The organism is Mesorhizobium sp. (assembly GCF_004962925.1).
Lineage (GTDB): Bacteria > Pseudomonadota > Alphaproteobacteria > Rhizobiales > Rhizobiaceae > Mesorhizobium.
The window spans coordinates 6489-21419 of the sequence record NZ_SUEO01000048.1 but is presented as its reverse complement, the minus strand read 5'-3'; the positions used below and the strand labels follow the sequence as shown (position 1 = coordinate 21419).

Genomic DNA, 14931 nt, shown 5'->3' with positions numbered 1-14931 from the left:
GTATTGCAACTGTTGGCTGACCAGCGGAACGCCGGCGGCCAGGATCTCGGCCAAATGCGGCGTGTCGAAATTTGTGGTGCCGACATTGCGCACCTTGCCTTCGAGGCGGAGGTCGTTGAGCCAGCCCATCGCATCGACATAGCCGGGCAGCGCATAATCCCACCAGTGGAACTGCACGAGATCGAGCCGTTCCGTCTTCAGCCGCCGCAGCGACTGGTCGACGATGCCTCTGACGTAGTCGCGGCTGATGTTGGAAAGCCTTTCCAGGTCGGGCACCAGCTTGGTGTGAACCTTCATTTTGGCGGCGGCGTCGAGACCGCGCTCGTTGGCAAGCCGCAGCCGCGCCGCACCGATCAGTTCCTCGACGCCGGTATAGATATCGGCGCAATCATAGGTTCTGATGCCGGCGTCGAAGGTGGCGATCAGGTCGGTCACCGCCTGCTCGCGGTCGATTGCGCCGTGCCCGCCGGCAAGCTGCCAGCCGCCGCGGATGACGCGTGAAATCGTATAGCCGGGGCTGAGCTCGAAGGACTTTTCGGTCATCTCTGGTCATTCTCCTTCGGCAGCGGCACCGCCGTAGTCTCGGCATGGCTGAACCGCCGCTTACCGGTCCTGACGATCCTCAGCCGGCTGGCGCAATTGGGATCGGGACAGGCGATCTCGGCGTCCGATGTCATCCAGTCGTTCTTGTGGGTCGGGCGCTGTTTGGCCGCGAGCAGCGGCAGCACGGCTGATATCGAATAAATCGAAAAGCCCTGCCCTGCCGGCATCGACAGCATCTCGCCCTTGAGCTCGAAATAGTCACCCGCCTTGGCGCCGCAATAGATCGGCTTGCCCTCGGGGATAACCGCCTCGACACGAAGATCGAAGAGTTCGAAACTGTCGTCGTCCTCAGCCATTCATATCTCCACACGAGTGAAGGTGATGTCGCAGGCACCGTTGCGGCGGATCACGCCGCAGGCGGCGGCGAAGCGGTCGCGCTCCTCGGGACGCACCTGCGCGACCACGCTGCCGGCAAGCCAGCCGATCGGGAACAGCAGGCGCGCGCCCTGGCCATAAAACAGGCCGATGTCGAAAATCGCATTCGGACTGCCGCCCCACATGCGCGGCGGCACATAGGATAGCACGATGTCGCCCGGCTGCGGCGTCAGCGTTGCATTCTCTGCCGGCAGGGGCCTGGCATAGGTTTGGCCCTCAATATCCGTTGATGGAACCGGGCAGGAGATTTCCGGCCCCGTCCACATCGCATGGATACCGGCAACGACGCGCGGCTGGTCGAGATAGGCCAGCAGGAAGGCTGCGTTGTCGGGCGCCTTTTCAGGCAACAGCAGCGCCGTCACCGAAAGGTTTGAGCGTTCTTCGGTGATCCTGATGGCAAGCGTCGTCATGCCCTCAATCCTTCTTTGCTTGCGGATTGCAGCTTGTCGCGCAGGAAGGCGAAGGGCCGGCTGATGTCGGCCACCAGCGCCTTGCGCGCCGCTTGCGCATCCTGCCTCGCAAGCGCTGCGACGATGCTGCGGTGATAGTGGGCGGTGTCGACCTCGCCGGCGTCGGAAAAGGCGTAGATGGCGACGCGGATACACGGTCCGGATTGCAACCAGAGGCTCTCGATCATCGGGATCAGCACGGCGGAACCGCAGCAGCGATAGATTTCGAAGTGGAAGCTCTGGTTGAGCGTCGCCTCGCGGTCGATATCCTTCTTGTGCTTCAGCGCCCGCATCTCGTCCCACTCGCCAAGCATGGCCTCGACCGAAGCAATCTGGCGCGGGTTCATGCGCGTGGCGGCCAGCGCGATGGCTTCGCCCTCGATCAGGGAACGGGCGCGCAAGAGATCGTCGATGCGCTCCAGCGTGATCGGCGGCACACGCACGGAACGGTTGGGAAGCGCTTCCAGCGCCTTTTCGGTGATCAGCCGTCCGAGCGCCTCGCGCACCGGCATGGTGCTGGTGACCAGCGCGTCGGCGAGGCCGCGGATGGTCAGAACCTGGCTCGGCTCGAAAAGGCCGCCGATCAAGGCACGACGCAGCTCCGAATAGACGCGATCCTGCACGGTCTCGCGGCCGACCGGCGTAAGCTGGGCTGCGAGCGTTTCGTTGTTCCGTTCGATGGCGGCCTTCTGCATGGGCAGTCCCGGTCTTGGCCGTTTTCGGCTTGCGGAAGAAATTAAAGCCGAATAGCGTGATCAAAGCAAGTGTGATCACAAATCAAAACCAGAAGGCGGCGGCGATCGCTTTCGGCCAGAGGGTTCCATGAGTGACACAACCGCACAACAGCGGGCGGAGACCCGTACGCCGGTGCTGACGGCAAAGAATGTCGTCAGGCGCTTCGGCGGCCTCGTCGCGGTCAACAATGTCTCGTTTGACGTCCAGCCGGGCGAAATACTCGGCCTTATCGGCCCGAACGGCGCCGGCAAGACGACGATGTTCGACCTGCTGGCCGGCAGCATCCTGCCGACCAGCGGCGAAATCTTTCTCAATGGCGTACTCGTTTCGGGAGAGGCAGCCCATCGCCGCATCGGCCGCGGCCTTGGCCGCACCTTCCAGATTCCTCGGCCGCTGCCCAACTTGACGCTGATCGAAAACGTCATGCTGGCCGCGCAGGGACAGGCCGGAGAAAAACTGCTCGCCAATTTCCTGACGCCCCGGCGGGTCGCCGCCGAAGAGCGGACGGCCGAGACGAGAGCCATCGAGCTGCTCGAGCTCGTCACGCTTGCCCGCCTCGCACACGAACCGGCGCGGGTGCTTTCCGGCGGCCAGCGCAAGCTGCTCGAACTCGCCCGCGTCATGATGGCCGACCCGGCGATCATCCTGCTCGACGAACCGGCGGCCGGCGTCAACGCGACGCTGCTCGAAGTCATCATCGACCGCATTCGCGACATCAACAGGAGCGGCATCACCTTCCTGCTGATCGAGCACAATATCGACATGGTGACGCGGCTCTGCCACCGCGTGCTGGTCATGGCGAGCGGTCAGCTTCTGTGCGAAGGCACTCCGGACGAGGTCGCGCGCGACTCGCGCGTCATCGAGGCCTATCTCGGAGGCGCGGCATGAGCCAAACCGTACTCGATGTCCGCAACCTCGAAGCCGGCTACGAGCCCGGCGTGCCGATCGTGCGCGGCGCCTCGATCACCGTCGGCAAGGGTGAGATCGTCGTCGTTCTCGGCCCCAACGGCGCCGGCAAGTCGACCTTGATCAAGGCGATCGCCGGCCTTGTCCCGGTCACCGGCGGCACGGTCCTGCTGGACGGCAAGGATATCACCGCCGCACCCGCCCACACCATGGTCCGCCTCGGCCTGGCCTTCGTGCCGCAGACCGAAAACATCTTCCCGCTAATGTCGGTCGAGGACAATCTGAAGGTCGCCTGCGGCATCCTGAAACCGCGCGAGACCCCCGCCCGCATCGAGGAAATGTATGCGGCCTTCCCCGATCTCGCCCGTCACCGCAAGACGGCCGCCGGCAACCTCTCGGGCGGACAGCGGCAGATGCTGGCCGTCGCCCGGGCATTGATCGTCCATCCCAAGGTGCTGGTGCTCGACGAGCCGTCGGCCGGCCTGTCGCCGAAATTCGTGGCGATGGTGTTCGAGATGCTGGCCGGAATACGCATATCCGGCGTCACCATTCTCTTGGTCGAACAGAACGCCAAGGCTGCGCTTGCCATCGGCGATCGCGCCTATGTGCTGGTCGAGGGCAAGGACCGGCACGAGGGCGTGGCCTCCGAGCTCTGGAACGATCCGGTGGTCGCCGAACTCTACCTTGGCCAGCGCCGCCTCGATCCTGAAAGAGGCCGGCACTCCGGCAAAGGAAGTGCGGCATGAGCCTGCAATTTGTCGTAGACGGACTGCTGGCAGGTTCGATGATCGGCCTCGGCGCCATCGGCGTGACGCTCACCTATTCGATCCTGCGCTTCTCGAATTTCGCGCATGGCGACTTCATGGCCTGGGGCGCCTATGCGACGCTCGCCGTCGTCGGCGCGATTGGCGCGATGTTCGGCAAGATCGCGCCGATCGCTCCCCTCTCCTTCGGCTGGCCGCTGATCGCCGCGGTAGTCATCGGCATGGCGATCACCGGCCTGCTGGCGCTGCTGCTCGACATGGTGCTGTTCGCGCGGCTGCGGGCCAAGGGCCAGGCGATCATCGTGGTGATGGCGAGCTTCGGCGCCTCGATGGCGCTGAGAAGCCTGCTCGAATTCATCTTCAGCTCGCGGCCGACCTATTTCAGCCGAGCCATCCAGATCGCCATGCCGGTCGGCTTCGGCATTCGCATCACCCCCGACCAGATCGCGCTGCTGCTGCTAACCGCCGTTCTGGTGCTCAGCGTGCATCTCCTGATGACCCGCACCCAGACCGGCCGCTCGATGCAGGCACTGAGCCAGAATGCGGCATTGGCCCGCATTGTCGGCATCGACGTCGCCAAGGTCGTGCGCGTCACCTGGATCGTCGGCGGGGCGCTAGCCTGTGTCGCCGGCGTGATGATCGGCATTCTCATACAGATCCGCCCATTCATGGGTTTCGACATGCTGCTGCCGATGTTCGCGGCCGCCATCCTCGGCGGCATCGGCAGCGTGCCTGGCGCCGTTCTCGGCGGCTTGATCATTGGTCTCGCGGAAGCGGGCGCGGTGCAGTTGATCGGCGCCGAATGGCGGGCGGCCGTCTCCTTCATCATCCTGATGACCGTGCTGTTCGTGCGGCCCATCGGCCTTTTCGGAGTGAGGGAACGTTGATGGATCTGCTCGGCTATGGCGCTTTTTTCCTGACCACCGCGCTGATCTTTTCGCTCGTCACGCTGGGGCTCAACCTGCAATGGGGGCTGACGGGGCTTTTCAATGTCGGGCTCGCCGGCTTTGTCGCCATCGGCGCCTACACGTCGGCGTTGCTGACCACGCCCGACGATGCCGCGCGGCTCGGCGGCTTCGGCCTGCCGATCCTTGTCGGCTGGTTCGGCGCAATGCTGGTGGGCGGCATCGCTGCTGCTCTCACCGGCATCGCCACGCTGCGCCTGAGATCGGACTATCTGGCGATCACCACCTTCGGCGTTGCCGTCGTCGTGCAGCTGGTGGCGCTCAACGCCCAAAAACTGACCGGCGGCCCCTTCGGCATCGGCTTCATTCCGCGTCCCTTCGGCGGCCTTGCCGAAACGCCTTTGCTGTTCAACCTGTCGAACCTTGCCGTCGTCTCGATGGTGACGCTGATCGTCTATCTTGCGTTGGAGCATCTGTCGCGCAGCCCGTGGGGGCGCGTGTTGAAGGCGCTTCGCGAGGATGAGCGGGCCGCGATATCCCTGGGCAAAAGCGCACGGTTCTACCGCGTCCAGGCCTTTGCCGTCGGCGGCGCCATCATGGCGCTGGCCGGCGCGTTGCAGGCGCATTTCACCGGCTTCATCGCGCCGGACAATTATTTGCCGGCCCTGACTTTCCAGGTCTGGGTGATGCTGATCGTCGGCGGCTCGGGCAGCAACATCGGCGCCGTCATCGGCAGCATCCTGGTCTGGGCGATATGGGCCGGATCGGGAGCCTTGACCAGCGTCTTGTTCTCGCCGGAACAGCAGGCCCGCGCCGCCTCGCTGCAGATCGTCGCCATCGGCGTGATGCTGTGCGTCATCCTTCTGGTCAGGCCGAACGGCCTGTTTGGCGACAGGCCGCGGCGTGCAAGATTCGGCAAGCGCGCGAAAGAGGCTCCGGACGAGAGCATCGCCAAGTCATGATCGACGTTGCCGCGTCACCCGGCGTTTCCCTTTGGCATGCCGTCAGCCGCAACCGCCGCGACAGGTCCGCGCTCGAAGGCGCACTCGATGTCGATCTGGCAATTGTCGGCGGCGGTTTCTCAGGCCTTTCGACCGCGCTGCATAGCGCCGAGAAAGGCATCTCGGTCGCCGTCCTCGAAGCGGAAATCATCGCCTGGGGCGCAACCGGCAGAAATGCCGGCTTCGTGGTGCCGAATTTCGCGAAAAGGGACCCGGACGATATCATTGCCCAGCTCGGACCAGAACGCGGCGATCGCCTTGTCGATTTCGCGGCCGGCAGCGCCGACCTCGTCTTCGACCTGATCAGGCGGCACGGCATAAAATGCGATGCAGTCCAGAGCGGATGGATACAACCGGCCCATTCACAGGCCGCTCTCGAAAAAACCAGATCGCGCGCCGAACAATGGGCAAGGCGCGGAAGACCGGCTGTTGCGCTGGACAGGCAGGCGACCGAAGACCTGACCGGCGTTCGCGGCTATGTCGGTGGCTGGATGGACCGGTCGGGCGGCGTCCTCAATCCGGTCGAATATGCGCGCGGACTGGCCGACGCGGCGGAAAAAGCCGGCGCGCGCATCTTTGAGCATACGCGCGTTGTATCGATCGATCGCATAGGGGGTGGCTGGGCTTTGAAGACGGCGTCGGGCTCGGTACGCGCCGGAAAGGTGCTGATTGCAACCAACGCCTATGGCGGGCCGCTGAACCGCACGCTGCAGCGAACCTACTTCCCGCTGAAAATCTTCCAGATCGCAACGGCTCCACTGCCGCGCGAATACCGCACTCGCCTGCTTCCCGGCGGGCAAGGCGTCGGCGACACCAGGCGCAATCTTTTCACCTTCCGCTTCGATGGCGAAAACCGGCTGATAACCGGCGGCATGCATAGTTTTGGTCCAGGCGCCGAAGCGCGGGTGCCGCAAGCGATCTGGCGGCGGCTGGCAAAGCATCTCGATCTCCCGGAGATCCCGCCGCTTGAATATAGCTGGTCGGGGATGGCTGCGGTGGAGCCCGACTTCCTGCCGCACCTCGTCGATCTCGGGCCCGGCCTGATCGCGGGCTTTGCCTGCAACGGGCGCGGCATCGCCATGACCACAGCAATGGGCAAGGTGCTTGCGGATTGGGCTGATGGAGCGAACCCGCAGGACTTGCCGCTGCCGTTTGCGCCGCCGTCGCCGATCCCGTTCCACGGCCTGATGCGGCATGCGCCAAACATGCTGCTTCCCCTAAGCATCCTGCGCGACCGGCTGGATGAGGGTCGCTAATCGACGCCTCAACCAAGCTCCAAGGTCGTTATCGCAAAGACCCCGGACTGCGTGAGCTGCGGCGCCTTTCCCTTGTACATTCGAGCCGTTTCGAAGCCCGGTTGAAGGCCGGCGGACGTCAGCCGAGCTATAAAATCCCCACTGGTCTCGGGAACGTCGAGATGGATATTTCCGGGTCCGGAAGCATTGGCGAGTGCGGCGAAGAGACGGCTCGCTGCATCCAGGCTGTCGGCAAAGAGCGGGCCGATCTTGCAGCCGTCCCGGCATCGGCGCGCGACGCCGTATCCCTCGATCGCACCATCCCTGACGATCGCAAGCGCCATGTGCGGCGGGCGCAGCCAGTGTTCCAGGAAGGATCGTCTCGGAGCGGGAAAGAACCGGCTGTCGTAGTCCAGGACGTCGGCCAAGAGTTCCGGGCCTATGGCGCGAATACCACTGTCGGCGGCTGCCGGAACATCCGGCGATCCGACGAACCGGATCGTCCGGTAGACCGGCGCAAAGCCCATCCTGCGGTAGTTGGCCTGCTGTTCGACGACACCATCGAGGCCGATCGTGCGGTTGTCGAGCCGCGCCATGCCGGCGTCCCAGACCGCCTTGCCATGGCCCTCGCCACGCCTGTCCGGCCGACAGATGTAGAGGCCGATGAAGCCGAAATCGTCGCCATAGGCCACGGCCGAAATGCCGGCCACCATCTCGCTATCGACGAAGGCGCCAATGAAGCCTTCTGGATCCGCCGCGTGGAACGCTGCGGCATCGCCGAGGCCTGGGTTCCAGCCCTCCGCTGCCGCCCAGTCGACAAGGGTTTCCACTTCTTCAAGTGCGAGCGTTCTGATCGTTCGGCGCATTGCGATCACTCAGCGGCAACTATACCGGGGGCGAAGGATTTCAATGCGCCACGATAAGGCTTTGCCAAGGGGTTTGCATAGGCGCCGCGCTTGGATGTCGACAGGCCAAGCGCAATCAAGGCCTCGGCCTGCTTGACCGCGGCGCCGACGCCGTCGATGACCGGAACGCCGAACTCCCGCTGCAGCGCAGCCGCAAGATCGGCCATGCCGGCACAGCCCAGCACGATGGCCTCGGCGCGGTCCTCCTCGAGTGCGCGCGCGATCTCGCCGCGCAGTTTCAGGATCGCGTCCGATGCCGGGTCTTCAAGCGCAAGAACCGGAATATCGGCAGCGCGCACGCGTGCCCGCCCCGCCATGCCATAGCGTTGCACCAGCCCTTCGACCGGCACGCGCGAGCGCTCGGTCGTGGTGACGACGGTGAAGCGCTGGGCGATGAACGAGGCCATGCTGAGCGCCGCCTCGCAGATGCCGATGACCGGAATGTTGGCCATGGCGCGTGCGGCATCGAGGCCGGTGTCGTCGAAACAGGCGATGATTGCGGCCTGCGCGCCCGAGCGCTCGCCAGCGGCGATCTCGACCAGCAGGCCAGGCACGGCAAGCGCCTCGTCATAATAGCCTTCGATCGAAACCGGACCCATCGACGAGGTGACGGCGACGATTTCCGTGCCGGCGCCGGCCACGAGCCGCGCCGCCGCTGCAATGGTTTCGGTCATGCTGGCGGTGGTGTTCGGATTGACAACGAGGATCTGCACTGCGGTTCTCAAATACGTGCCCGGCGACGGCCGACATAGACGATTGCGCCGAGCGTCAGCAGGATCACCAGGAAGGAAAACACGGTCGTAACGGTGCCCAGCGCATAGAGCACCGGCGTCGTCACATTCGTCGTCATGCCGTAGATCTCGAGCGGCAGCGTGTTGAACGTGCCCGAGGTCATCAGCGTGCGGGCGAACTCGTCATAAGACAGGGTGAAGCCGAACAGGCCGACACCGATCAGGCTGGGCGCGATCATCGGCAGGACGACATGCGCGAAGGTCTGCCAGGAGGTCGCTCCGAGGTCGCGCGCGGCTTCCTCATAGGCCGGCGAGAACCGGTTGAAGACGGCGAACATGATCAGCACGCCGAAGGGCAAGGTCCAGGTCAGGTGCGCCCCGAAGGCAGACGTGTACCAGGCGGGGCGGAAGCCGACCTGCTGGAAGACGACGCCAATGCCGAGCGAGATGACGATCGAGGGCACGACGAGGCTGGCGACGGCCAGATAGAACAATGCGGTGGCGCCGCGAAATTTTTGGCGGAAGGCAAGACCGGCAAGCAGCGACACGATAACGGTCACGATCATCACCATCAGGCCAAGGATGAAGGAGCGTTTGAAGCTGCCGCCGAAATCGCCGACCGCCTGGCGCTCGAACAGATTGGCAAACCAGTGCAGCGAAACGCCGTTCAACGGAAACGTCAGCCCGCCATTCTCGCCCTGAAACGAAAGAATGAGAATCGCCGAAAGCGGGCCGTAGAGAAACAGCACGAAAAGGGCGAAGGAGGCCGCCAGCACGTAGAATTCGAAGGTGCGTTTCTCGTGGCTCATTGCTTCACAGCTCCTTGCGGATGTCGACGATGCGCAGGATGCCCGCGACCATCAACAGCACCAGCACCAGGAGCACGACCGCATTGGCGGCGGCCGCCGGATATTGCAGCAGCGACATCTGGTTCTTCATCATCAGCGCGACGGAGGCGCTCTGCCCGCCGGACATCACCTGCACCGTCGAAAAGTCGGCCATCACCAGCGTGACGACGAAGATGGTGCCGATCGCCATGCCGGGCTTGGCGAGCGGGATGATGACGTTCCAAAGAACCTGCCATCCGGAAGCGCCGGCGTCGCGCGCGGCCTCGATCAGGGACTTGTCGATGCGCATCAGCGTGTTGAAGATCGGCGTCACCATGAACAGCGTGTAGAGGTGCACCATGGCCAGCACCACGGCGAATTCGGAATAGAGCAGCCATTCGATCGGCTTGGGGATCAGCCCCATCTGCATCAGCGTCGAGTTGACCAGGCCGTTGCGGCCAAGCACCGGAATCCACGAGATCATGCGGATGATGTTGGAGGTCAGGAACGGCACGGTGCAGACCAGGAACAGCACCATCTGCATGGCAATGGTCCTGATATGGAAGGCGAGGAAATAGGCGACCCAGAAGCCGATAAGCAGCGTCAGCGCCCACACTATGGCGGCATATTTCAGCGTGTTCAGATAGGTTTTCCACGTGACCCACGAGCCGAGCGTATCGGCATAGTTGGTGGTCAGGAAATCCGGATACATCGCCGCGAAGTCGTAGTCCCAGAAGGAGACCACGGCGATCATCAGGATCGGCAGCAGAAGGAACGCGCCGAGGATCAGCGCCAGTGGCGTCGCCTGGAGGTAGGGGACGAGGGCGCTGATCGAGAGCCGGCGGCCTCTGGCGGGTTTGGCGGACGCAATGTGCGTGGATTGTTCGAGCGCTACGGTCATCAAAATCTAGGTCCAAGTGGGCGATGCGACTGAGGCCGCATTTTCCTTCTCCCCCTGTGGGAGAAGGTGGATTGGCGCGCAGCGCCAAGACGGATGAGGGGTGCTAGAAGAAACTCAACGTTGGCGATCCATCCAACACCCCTCATCCGACCGAGCTTCGCTCGGCCACCTTCTCCCACAAGGGGAGAAGGCAAGAAGGTGCTTACGCCGCGATGAATTCGTTCCAGCGCCTCACCATGTAGCGGTCCTCGTCCATGACCGAGTTCCAGCAGGCGACCTTGCCCATGCGCTCGACGAAGGAGCCGCCGTCACGCACGGCGCCCGCCTTTTCCATGACCTTGCCGTCCGGCGCCAGGATATCGCCCTTGGCCGGCTTGCCATCGACCCAGTAGCCCCATTCGTCCTCGGACATGAACTGCTTGGCCGTGTCCATGGCGGCCGAGTAGTAGCCTTGACGGTTGAGATAGGCGCCGACCCAGCCGGACAGGTACCAGTTGATATACTCGTAAGCGGCGTCGAGCTCGGCGCCCTTGAGATGCGCTGCCAGGCCAAGGCCGCCGCCCCACGAGCGATAGCCTTCCTTGAGCGGCTGGTATTTGCAGGCGATGCCCTTGGAGCGGACCGCGGCGACCGCCGGCGACCACATCGACTGGATGACCACTTCGCCTGAAGCCATCAGGTTGACGCTCTCGTCGAACGATTTCCAGAACGCACGGAACTGGCCGTCCTGCTTGGCCTTGATCAGGAAGTCGATCGTCTTGTCGATCTCCTCCTTGGTCATGTTGCCCTTGTCGGCATATTTGATGTTGCCCATGGCTTCCATGATCATCGCCGCATCCATGATGCCGATCGACGGGATGTTGAGGATGGCGGCCTTGCCCTTGAAGGCCGGATCCATGATGTCTGCCCAGGTGGTGATGTCGCGGCCGACAAGATCGGGGCGGATGCCGAGCGTATCGGCATTGTAGATGGTCGGAACCATCGTCATCCACTGGGTCGGCTCCTTGGCAAAGGTCTTGGCGTCCTGCGTCTCGACGAAACCGACCGTGTGCGGCGCGGTGCCCTGGGCAATGACGCTGTCGGGCGTCAGCTTGCCGGTGATGAAAAGCGGCACGATCTTGTCGTAATATTTCAGCTTCTTAACATCCATCGGCTGCATCACGCCGGACGGATAGACCTTCTTGGCGATCCAGTATTCGATGTCGGCGATGTCGTAGCTGTCCGGCTGGGTAACCGCGCGCTGGGCGGCGGCGTCGGAGTCGGTCGCCGTCATCTCCAGCGTGATGCCGAGATCGGCCTTGCACTTGTCGGCGATGGCGTTGAGGTTGGACACGCCGGTGCCGAACTGGCGCAGCGTGATCGGGTTCTGCGCCCAGATCGTCGGGAAGCCGGTGATGGCGCCGGAACCGGCGGCAAGACCGACGGCGGCGGCACCGGTCTTGAGCAGCGAGCGGCGGGAAATTCCTGTCTTCTTGTCGGTGGTGTTGGTCATGTCAGTTCCCCTTTTTTGATTGGTTGTTCTGGTTCAGGAATCGAGATGGCCAAGGACGATCGCGTCCTCGGCGTCCCAGGCAATGGGCACCGCGTCGCCGACGGCGACCGGCTTGGCGAAGAAGCTGGTGTCGTCGACGATCACTGTGAAATCCTCGATGCCGGCGCCATTGACCGAGAGCTTCACGGTCGAGCCGCGGATCCGCACATGGTCGGTGCGAATGGCGATATCGATCGGCGCGCCGATCGCCCTGCCCTGCCCGCTTGCCGCAAGCGAGGCGCCACCAGGAACGTCGAAGACAACCATGCCGTTGCGGCTGCCGCTGACGCGGCCGGAGACGACGTTGTGATCGCCCATGAAACGGGCGACGAAGGCGGTGGCCGGCCGCTCGAAGACGATGCGCGGATGCGCCGCCTGCTCGATGCGGCCGTCGTTCATCACCACGATCAGGTCGGCCAAAGCCATTGCCTCCTCCTGGCTATGGGTGACGTGAACGAAGGTGATGCCAAGCGACGTCTGCAGCTTTTTCAGTTCGGCCCGCATCCGGATCTTCAGGAACGGATCGAGCGCCGATAGCGGCTCGTCGAGCAGCAGCGCCTCGGGGTCGGTGATCAGCGCCCGGGCCAGAGCGACGCGCTGCTGCTGTCCGCCCGAAAGCTGCGCCGGGCGGCGGCCAGCATAGGCTTCCATCTGCATCAGCTTCAACATGACGAGCGCCTTGGCGCGGCGCTCCTCCTTGCCGACGCCCTTCATCTTGAGGCTGAACGCAACATTGTCGATCAGGTCGAGATGTGGAAACAGCGCGTAGGACTGGAACATCATAGCGGTGCCGCGCCTGGCCGGCGGCAGGTCGGTGACCACAATATTGCCCAGACGCACATCACCGCTCGATATGCTTTCGTGTCCGGCAATCATGCGCAGCGTCGAGGTCTTGCCGCAGCCGGATGGGCCGAGCAGGCAGCAATAGGTTCCCGCGGGAATTTTCAGGCTGATGTCTTCGACGGCAGTCGTTGCGCCATAGATTTTCGAAACGGACACGATGTCGATTTCGGCGGCTTTGGACATCCAGCTTCCTCTCTGCTCAACTTAAGCAAAGCATCATGCATGCCAATTGCCCCACTTCGGCCTCAAGCGATTGAATCCTTGGGAAAATCAGGATTGCACCCGGCTGCCCGCCGAAACGGCATGCTTGTGCAATGCACAAATTATAGGCGATAGCGGGCGATTCTCGCAAAAATCGTATGCAATCTTTCCTGATATCGTATTCACTTTGGCCCTCGTGCACGCGACCCGATTCAGGGTAGAAAGGTGCAGGGACCACCATCATGAATATAGCCGACCAGACCTTCCCTGCTGTCGACAATGCCAACGAGGACCGCGCCCAAGCGATCCGCGACCAGTTGCGCGACGCGATCGTCGATCGCCGGCTGGCGCCCGGAACCAAGCTGTCCGAAGGCGAGGTCGGCATTCTGTTCGACGTTAGCCGCACCGTGGCCCGCGCGGCGCTGCAGATGCTCTCCTTCGAAGGATTGGTGCGGACCGAGCGCAATCGCGGCGCCTTCGTCGCCAATCCGTCGCCGGAGGAAGCGCGCCAGGTCTTTGCTTCGCGCCGGCTGATCGAACCCGGCATCGCAATCGCCGCGGCCGGGCGCATGACGCCGGCGCATGTCGTCGCCTTCAAGGCCCAGCTTGATGAGGAGGGCCGCTTCATCGCCGAACGCGGACCAAGCGCAAGACGATCGGAGATCAAGGCTTCGGGCGATTTTCACCTGCTGCTGGCGTCGGTCGCGGGAAACCTCATCCTCCAGCGTTTCATGGAGGAGTTGGTCGCGCGGTCATCGCTGGTGATCGCACTTTATGGCCGCTCGGGCGTCTCGAGCTGTGGCCACAGCGAGCACATGAATATCCTCGAGGCGCTCGAAAATGGCAATTCCGAACGCGCCAGCGCGCTGATGCTGCACCACATCGACCATATCGAGGCCGACCTCGATCTGCGCGTCAGGAGCGGTCCGGCACTCAGGCAGGCGCTCGAGTTCTGAACGTCATTCCGACCGAAGGGACGCGAAAAACGCGCCCTCAAAGCCGTTCGGCACGGGTTTTCAGGATCTGGTGCAGCATGTCCCGAATGCGCCGCAGCCTCATCAACCATTTCTGGCTCATTTGCTTTCCAGTTCTGTTGCCGGCTGCCTGCGTTGATCGCCCTGCTCAGAAAGTTTGGGCCGCCATGGCCATTCCAACCAGCGAGGTAGCGACACCCGCGGTGCGGACCGTCGTCGGCCAACGGGCGAGCTTAAGGACGGACAAGACCCCGATCGCATGCAGCATCGATGTGCCGAGCACGAAGCCGGCGGCGTAGGCGACGCCGCCGGCGCTCTCTGGGATCTCGAGGCCGTGGGCGTTGCCGTGGAAGAGGCCGAACAAGGCCGTCAGTGCCGCCGCGGCGGCCAGCGGCAGAGGCTTGGCAAGGCCGACCATGGCGCCGAAGACCACAAGCGACAGCGCGATCCCGGTTTCAAGCGAAGGCAGGCCGATGCCGGCCATGCCGAGCAAGGCTCCGGCGACCATCGCCGAGACAAAGAGCAGCGGCACAAGGACAATGCTGCGGCCGCCGGCGCGGGCGCCAATCATGCCGACCGCGACCATGGCGAGCAGATGATCCATGCCGAGGAGCGGATGTTCGAGGCCGGCGAAAAAGCCGTGGACGTGAGGGCCGCCGCTATGGGCAAACGCCAGCGACGGTGCGAGGACGGCGAGAGCTGAGAGTGTGCCAAGTCTTGCTAGTGTTTTCATGGTTGTACCTGTTCGATGAGAGTGACGGGATCCGGTTTCAGTGCCCGGGAACGGCGAATTGCGAAGCGGCGGAATGGTCCGCAAGAGCGCGCGCCGCGGCGAAGCCGAGAGGCTTTTGCTCATTGCCATCGTGATAGATGAAAGCGAGGCGGCGGCGGTGCGATGTCAGGAGCGCCGGCAAGGGGTGATAGGCGACGCCGGTGCCGCCGACGAGCGGCATGACCGCGCCGACATCGACCAGATCCTCGGTTTCGACGCGCAGCAGATGAAGCCGCACGCCGTCCGCCCTCTCGCCGACAAACGGTATGCCGG

At 63.7% G+C, this 14931-nt stretch carries 17 protein-coding genes and 1 pseudogene; 6 read left to right on the top strand and 12 right to left on the bottom strand.

Translation table 11 applies throughout. From position 1 onward, the window contains the following. From E5W87_RS12540 to E5W87_RS12525, 4 genes are all read right to left on the bottom strand, one after another. A partial coding sequence (locus tag E5W87_RS12540; RefSeq protein ID WP_292397589.1) for an aldo/keto reductase occupies positions 1 to 543 on the bottom strand: 543 nt, incomplete at its 3' end. Beyond that, positions 540 to 899, bottom strand: a complete 360-nt coding sequence (locus E5W87_RS12535) for a TIGR04076 family protein (protein ID WP_095483805.1) — start codon at positions 897 to 899, stop codon at positions 540 to 542. The genes E5W87_RS12540 and E5W87_RS12535, both read right to left, overlap by 4 nt. Continuing rightward, positions 900 to 1388: a DUF3830 family protein gene (locus E5W87_RS12530; protein ID WP_292397585.1), complete on the bottom strand. Its 489-nt coding sequence runs from the start codon at positions 1386 to 1388 to the stop codon at positions 900 to 902. Beyond that, positions 1385 to 2122 carry a GntR family transcriptional regulator gene (locus E5W87_RS12525; RefSeq protein WP_292397582.1) on the bottom strand — a complete coding sequence of 246 codons (738 nt, stop codon included), beginning with the start codon at positions 2120 to 2122 and terminating at the stop codon, positions 1385 to 1387. The genes E5W87_RS12530 and E5W87_RS12525 overlap by 4 nt, the downstream gene beginning before the upstream one ends. 127 nt (positions 2123 to 2249) lie before the next feature. Between E5W87_RS12525 and E5W87_RS12520 the strand changes: the two genes are divergently transcribed. The 5 genes from E5W87_RS12520 to E5W87_RS12500 are packed head-to-tail and all read left to right on the top strand — an operon-like array spanning position 2250 to position 6994. Continuing rightward, entirely contained in the window at positions 2250 to 3050 is an 801-nt protein-coding gene (locus E5W87_RS12520) for an ABC transporter ATP-binding protein (RefSeq protein WP_292397580.1), read from the top strand. Continuing rightward, positions 3047 to 3814: an ABC transporter ATP-binding protein gene (locus tag E5W87_RS12515; RefSeq protein WP_292397578.1), complete on the top strand. Its 768-nt coding sequence runs from the start codon at positions 3047 to 3049 to the stop codon at positions 3812 to 3814. Before E5W87_RS12520 ends, E5W87_RS12515 begins: the two co-directional genes overlap by 4 nt. After that, positions 3811 to 4719 carry a branched-chain amino acid ABC transporter permease gene (locus E5W87_RS12510; RefSeq protein WP_292397576.1) on the top strand — a complete coding sequence of 303 codons (909 nt, stop codon included), beginning with the start codon at positions 3811 to 3813 and terminating at the stop codon, positions 4717 to 4719. The genes E5W87_RS12515 and E5W87_RS12510 overlap by 4 nt, the downstream gene beginning before the upstream one ends. After that, positions 4716 to 5699, top strand: coding sequence for a branched-chain amino acid ABC transporter permease (locus E5W87_RS12505; protein WP_292397573.1), 984 nt, complete (start codon positions 4716 to 4718; stop codon positions 5697 to 5699). The genes E5W87_RS12510 and E5W87_RS12505 overlap by 4 nt, the downstream gene beginning before the upstream one ends. Next, positions 5696 to 6994, top strand: a complete 1299-nt coding sequence (locus tag E5W87_RS12500; protein ID WP_292397570.1) for an FAD-binding oxidoreductase — start codon at positions 5696 to 5698, stop codon at positions 6992 to 6994. The genes E5W87_RS12505 and E5W87_RS12500 overlap by 4 nt, the downstream gene beginning before the upstream one ends. Positions 6995 to 7002: 8 nt before the next feature. Here the strand turns inward: E5W87_RS12500 and E5W87_RS12495 are convergent, their stop codons facing one another. The 6 genes from E5W87_RS12495 to E5W87_RS12470 all read right to left on the bottom strand — a co-directional run bounded on the left by E5W87_RS12495 (position 7003) and on the right by E5W87_RS12470 (position 12894). After that, positions 7003 to 7839: a GNAT family N-acetyltransferase gene (locus E5W87_RS12495; RefSeq protein ID WP_292397568.1), complete on the bottom strand. Its 837-nt coding sequence runs from the start codon at positions 7837 to 7839 to the stop codon at positions 7003 to 7005. Between the two features lie 5 nt (positions 7840 to 7844). After that, a complete protein-coding gene (locus E5W87_RS12490; RefSeq protein WP_292397565.1) occupies positions 7845 to 8591 on the bottom strand; it encodes an aspartate/glutamate racemase family protein in 747 nt (248 codons plus the stop codon). A gap of 8 nt (positions 8592 to 8599) precedes the next feature. Beyond that, the gene (locus tag E5W87_RS12485) at positions 8600 to 9418 is read right to left on the bottom strand and encodes an ABC transporter permease (protein ID WP_292397563.1); all 819 of its coding nucleotides are present in this window, start codon (positions 9416 to 9418) and stop codon (positions 8600 to 8602) included. 4 nt (positions 9419 to 9422) lie between these two features. Beyond that, entirely contained in the window at positions 9423 to 10337 is a 915-nt protein-coding gene (locus E5W87_RS12480; RefSeq protein ID WP_292397561.1) for an ABC transporter permease, read from the bottom strand. A 202-nt stretch (positions 10338 to 10539) separates the two neighbouring features. Continuing rightward, positions 10540 to 11829, bottom strand: coding sequence for a PotD/PotF family extracellular solute-binding protein (locus E5W87_RS12475; protein WP_292397557.1), 1290 nt, complete (start codon positions 11827 to 11829; stop codon positions 10540 to 10542). A gap of 33 nt (positions 11830 to 11862) precedes the next feature. Beyond that, positions 11863 to 12894 carry an ABC transporter ATP-binding protein gene (locus E5W87_RS12470; protein WP_292397554.1) on the bottom strand — a complete coding sequence of 344 codons (1032 nt, stop codon included), beginning with the start codon at positions 12892 to 12894 and terminating at the stop codon, positions 11863 to 11865. 260 nt (positions 12895 to 13154) lie between these two features. Between E5W87_RS12470 and E5W87_RS12465 the strand changes: the two genes are divergently transcribed. Further along, on the top strand, positions 13155 to 13868 hold the full coding sequence (locus tag E5W87_RS12465) for a GntR family transcriptional regulator (protein ID WP_292397552.1): 714 nt from the start codon (positions 13155 to 13157) through the stop codon (positions 13866 to 13868). Positions 13869 to 14034: 166 nt separating this feature from the next. Here the strand turns inward: E5W87_RS12465 and E5W87_RS12460 are convergent, their stop codons facing one another. After that, entirely contained in the window at positions 14035 to 14619 is a 585-nt protein-coding gene (locus E5W87_RS12460) for a HupE/UreJ family protein (RefSeq protein ID WP_292397549.1), read from the bottom strand. A gap of 37 nt (positions 14620 to 14656) precedes the next feature. After that, positions 14657 to 14931 (bottom strand): annotated as a pseudogene (locus tag E5W87_RS12455) (hypothetical protein); the annotation flags it as partial.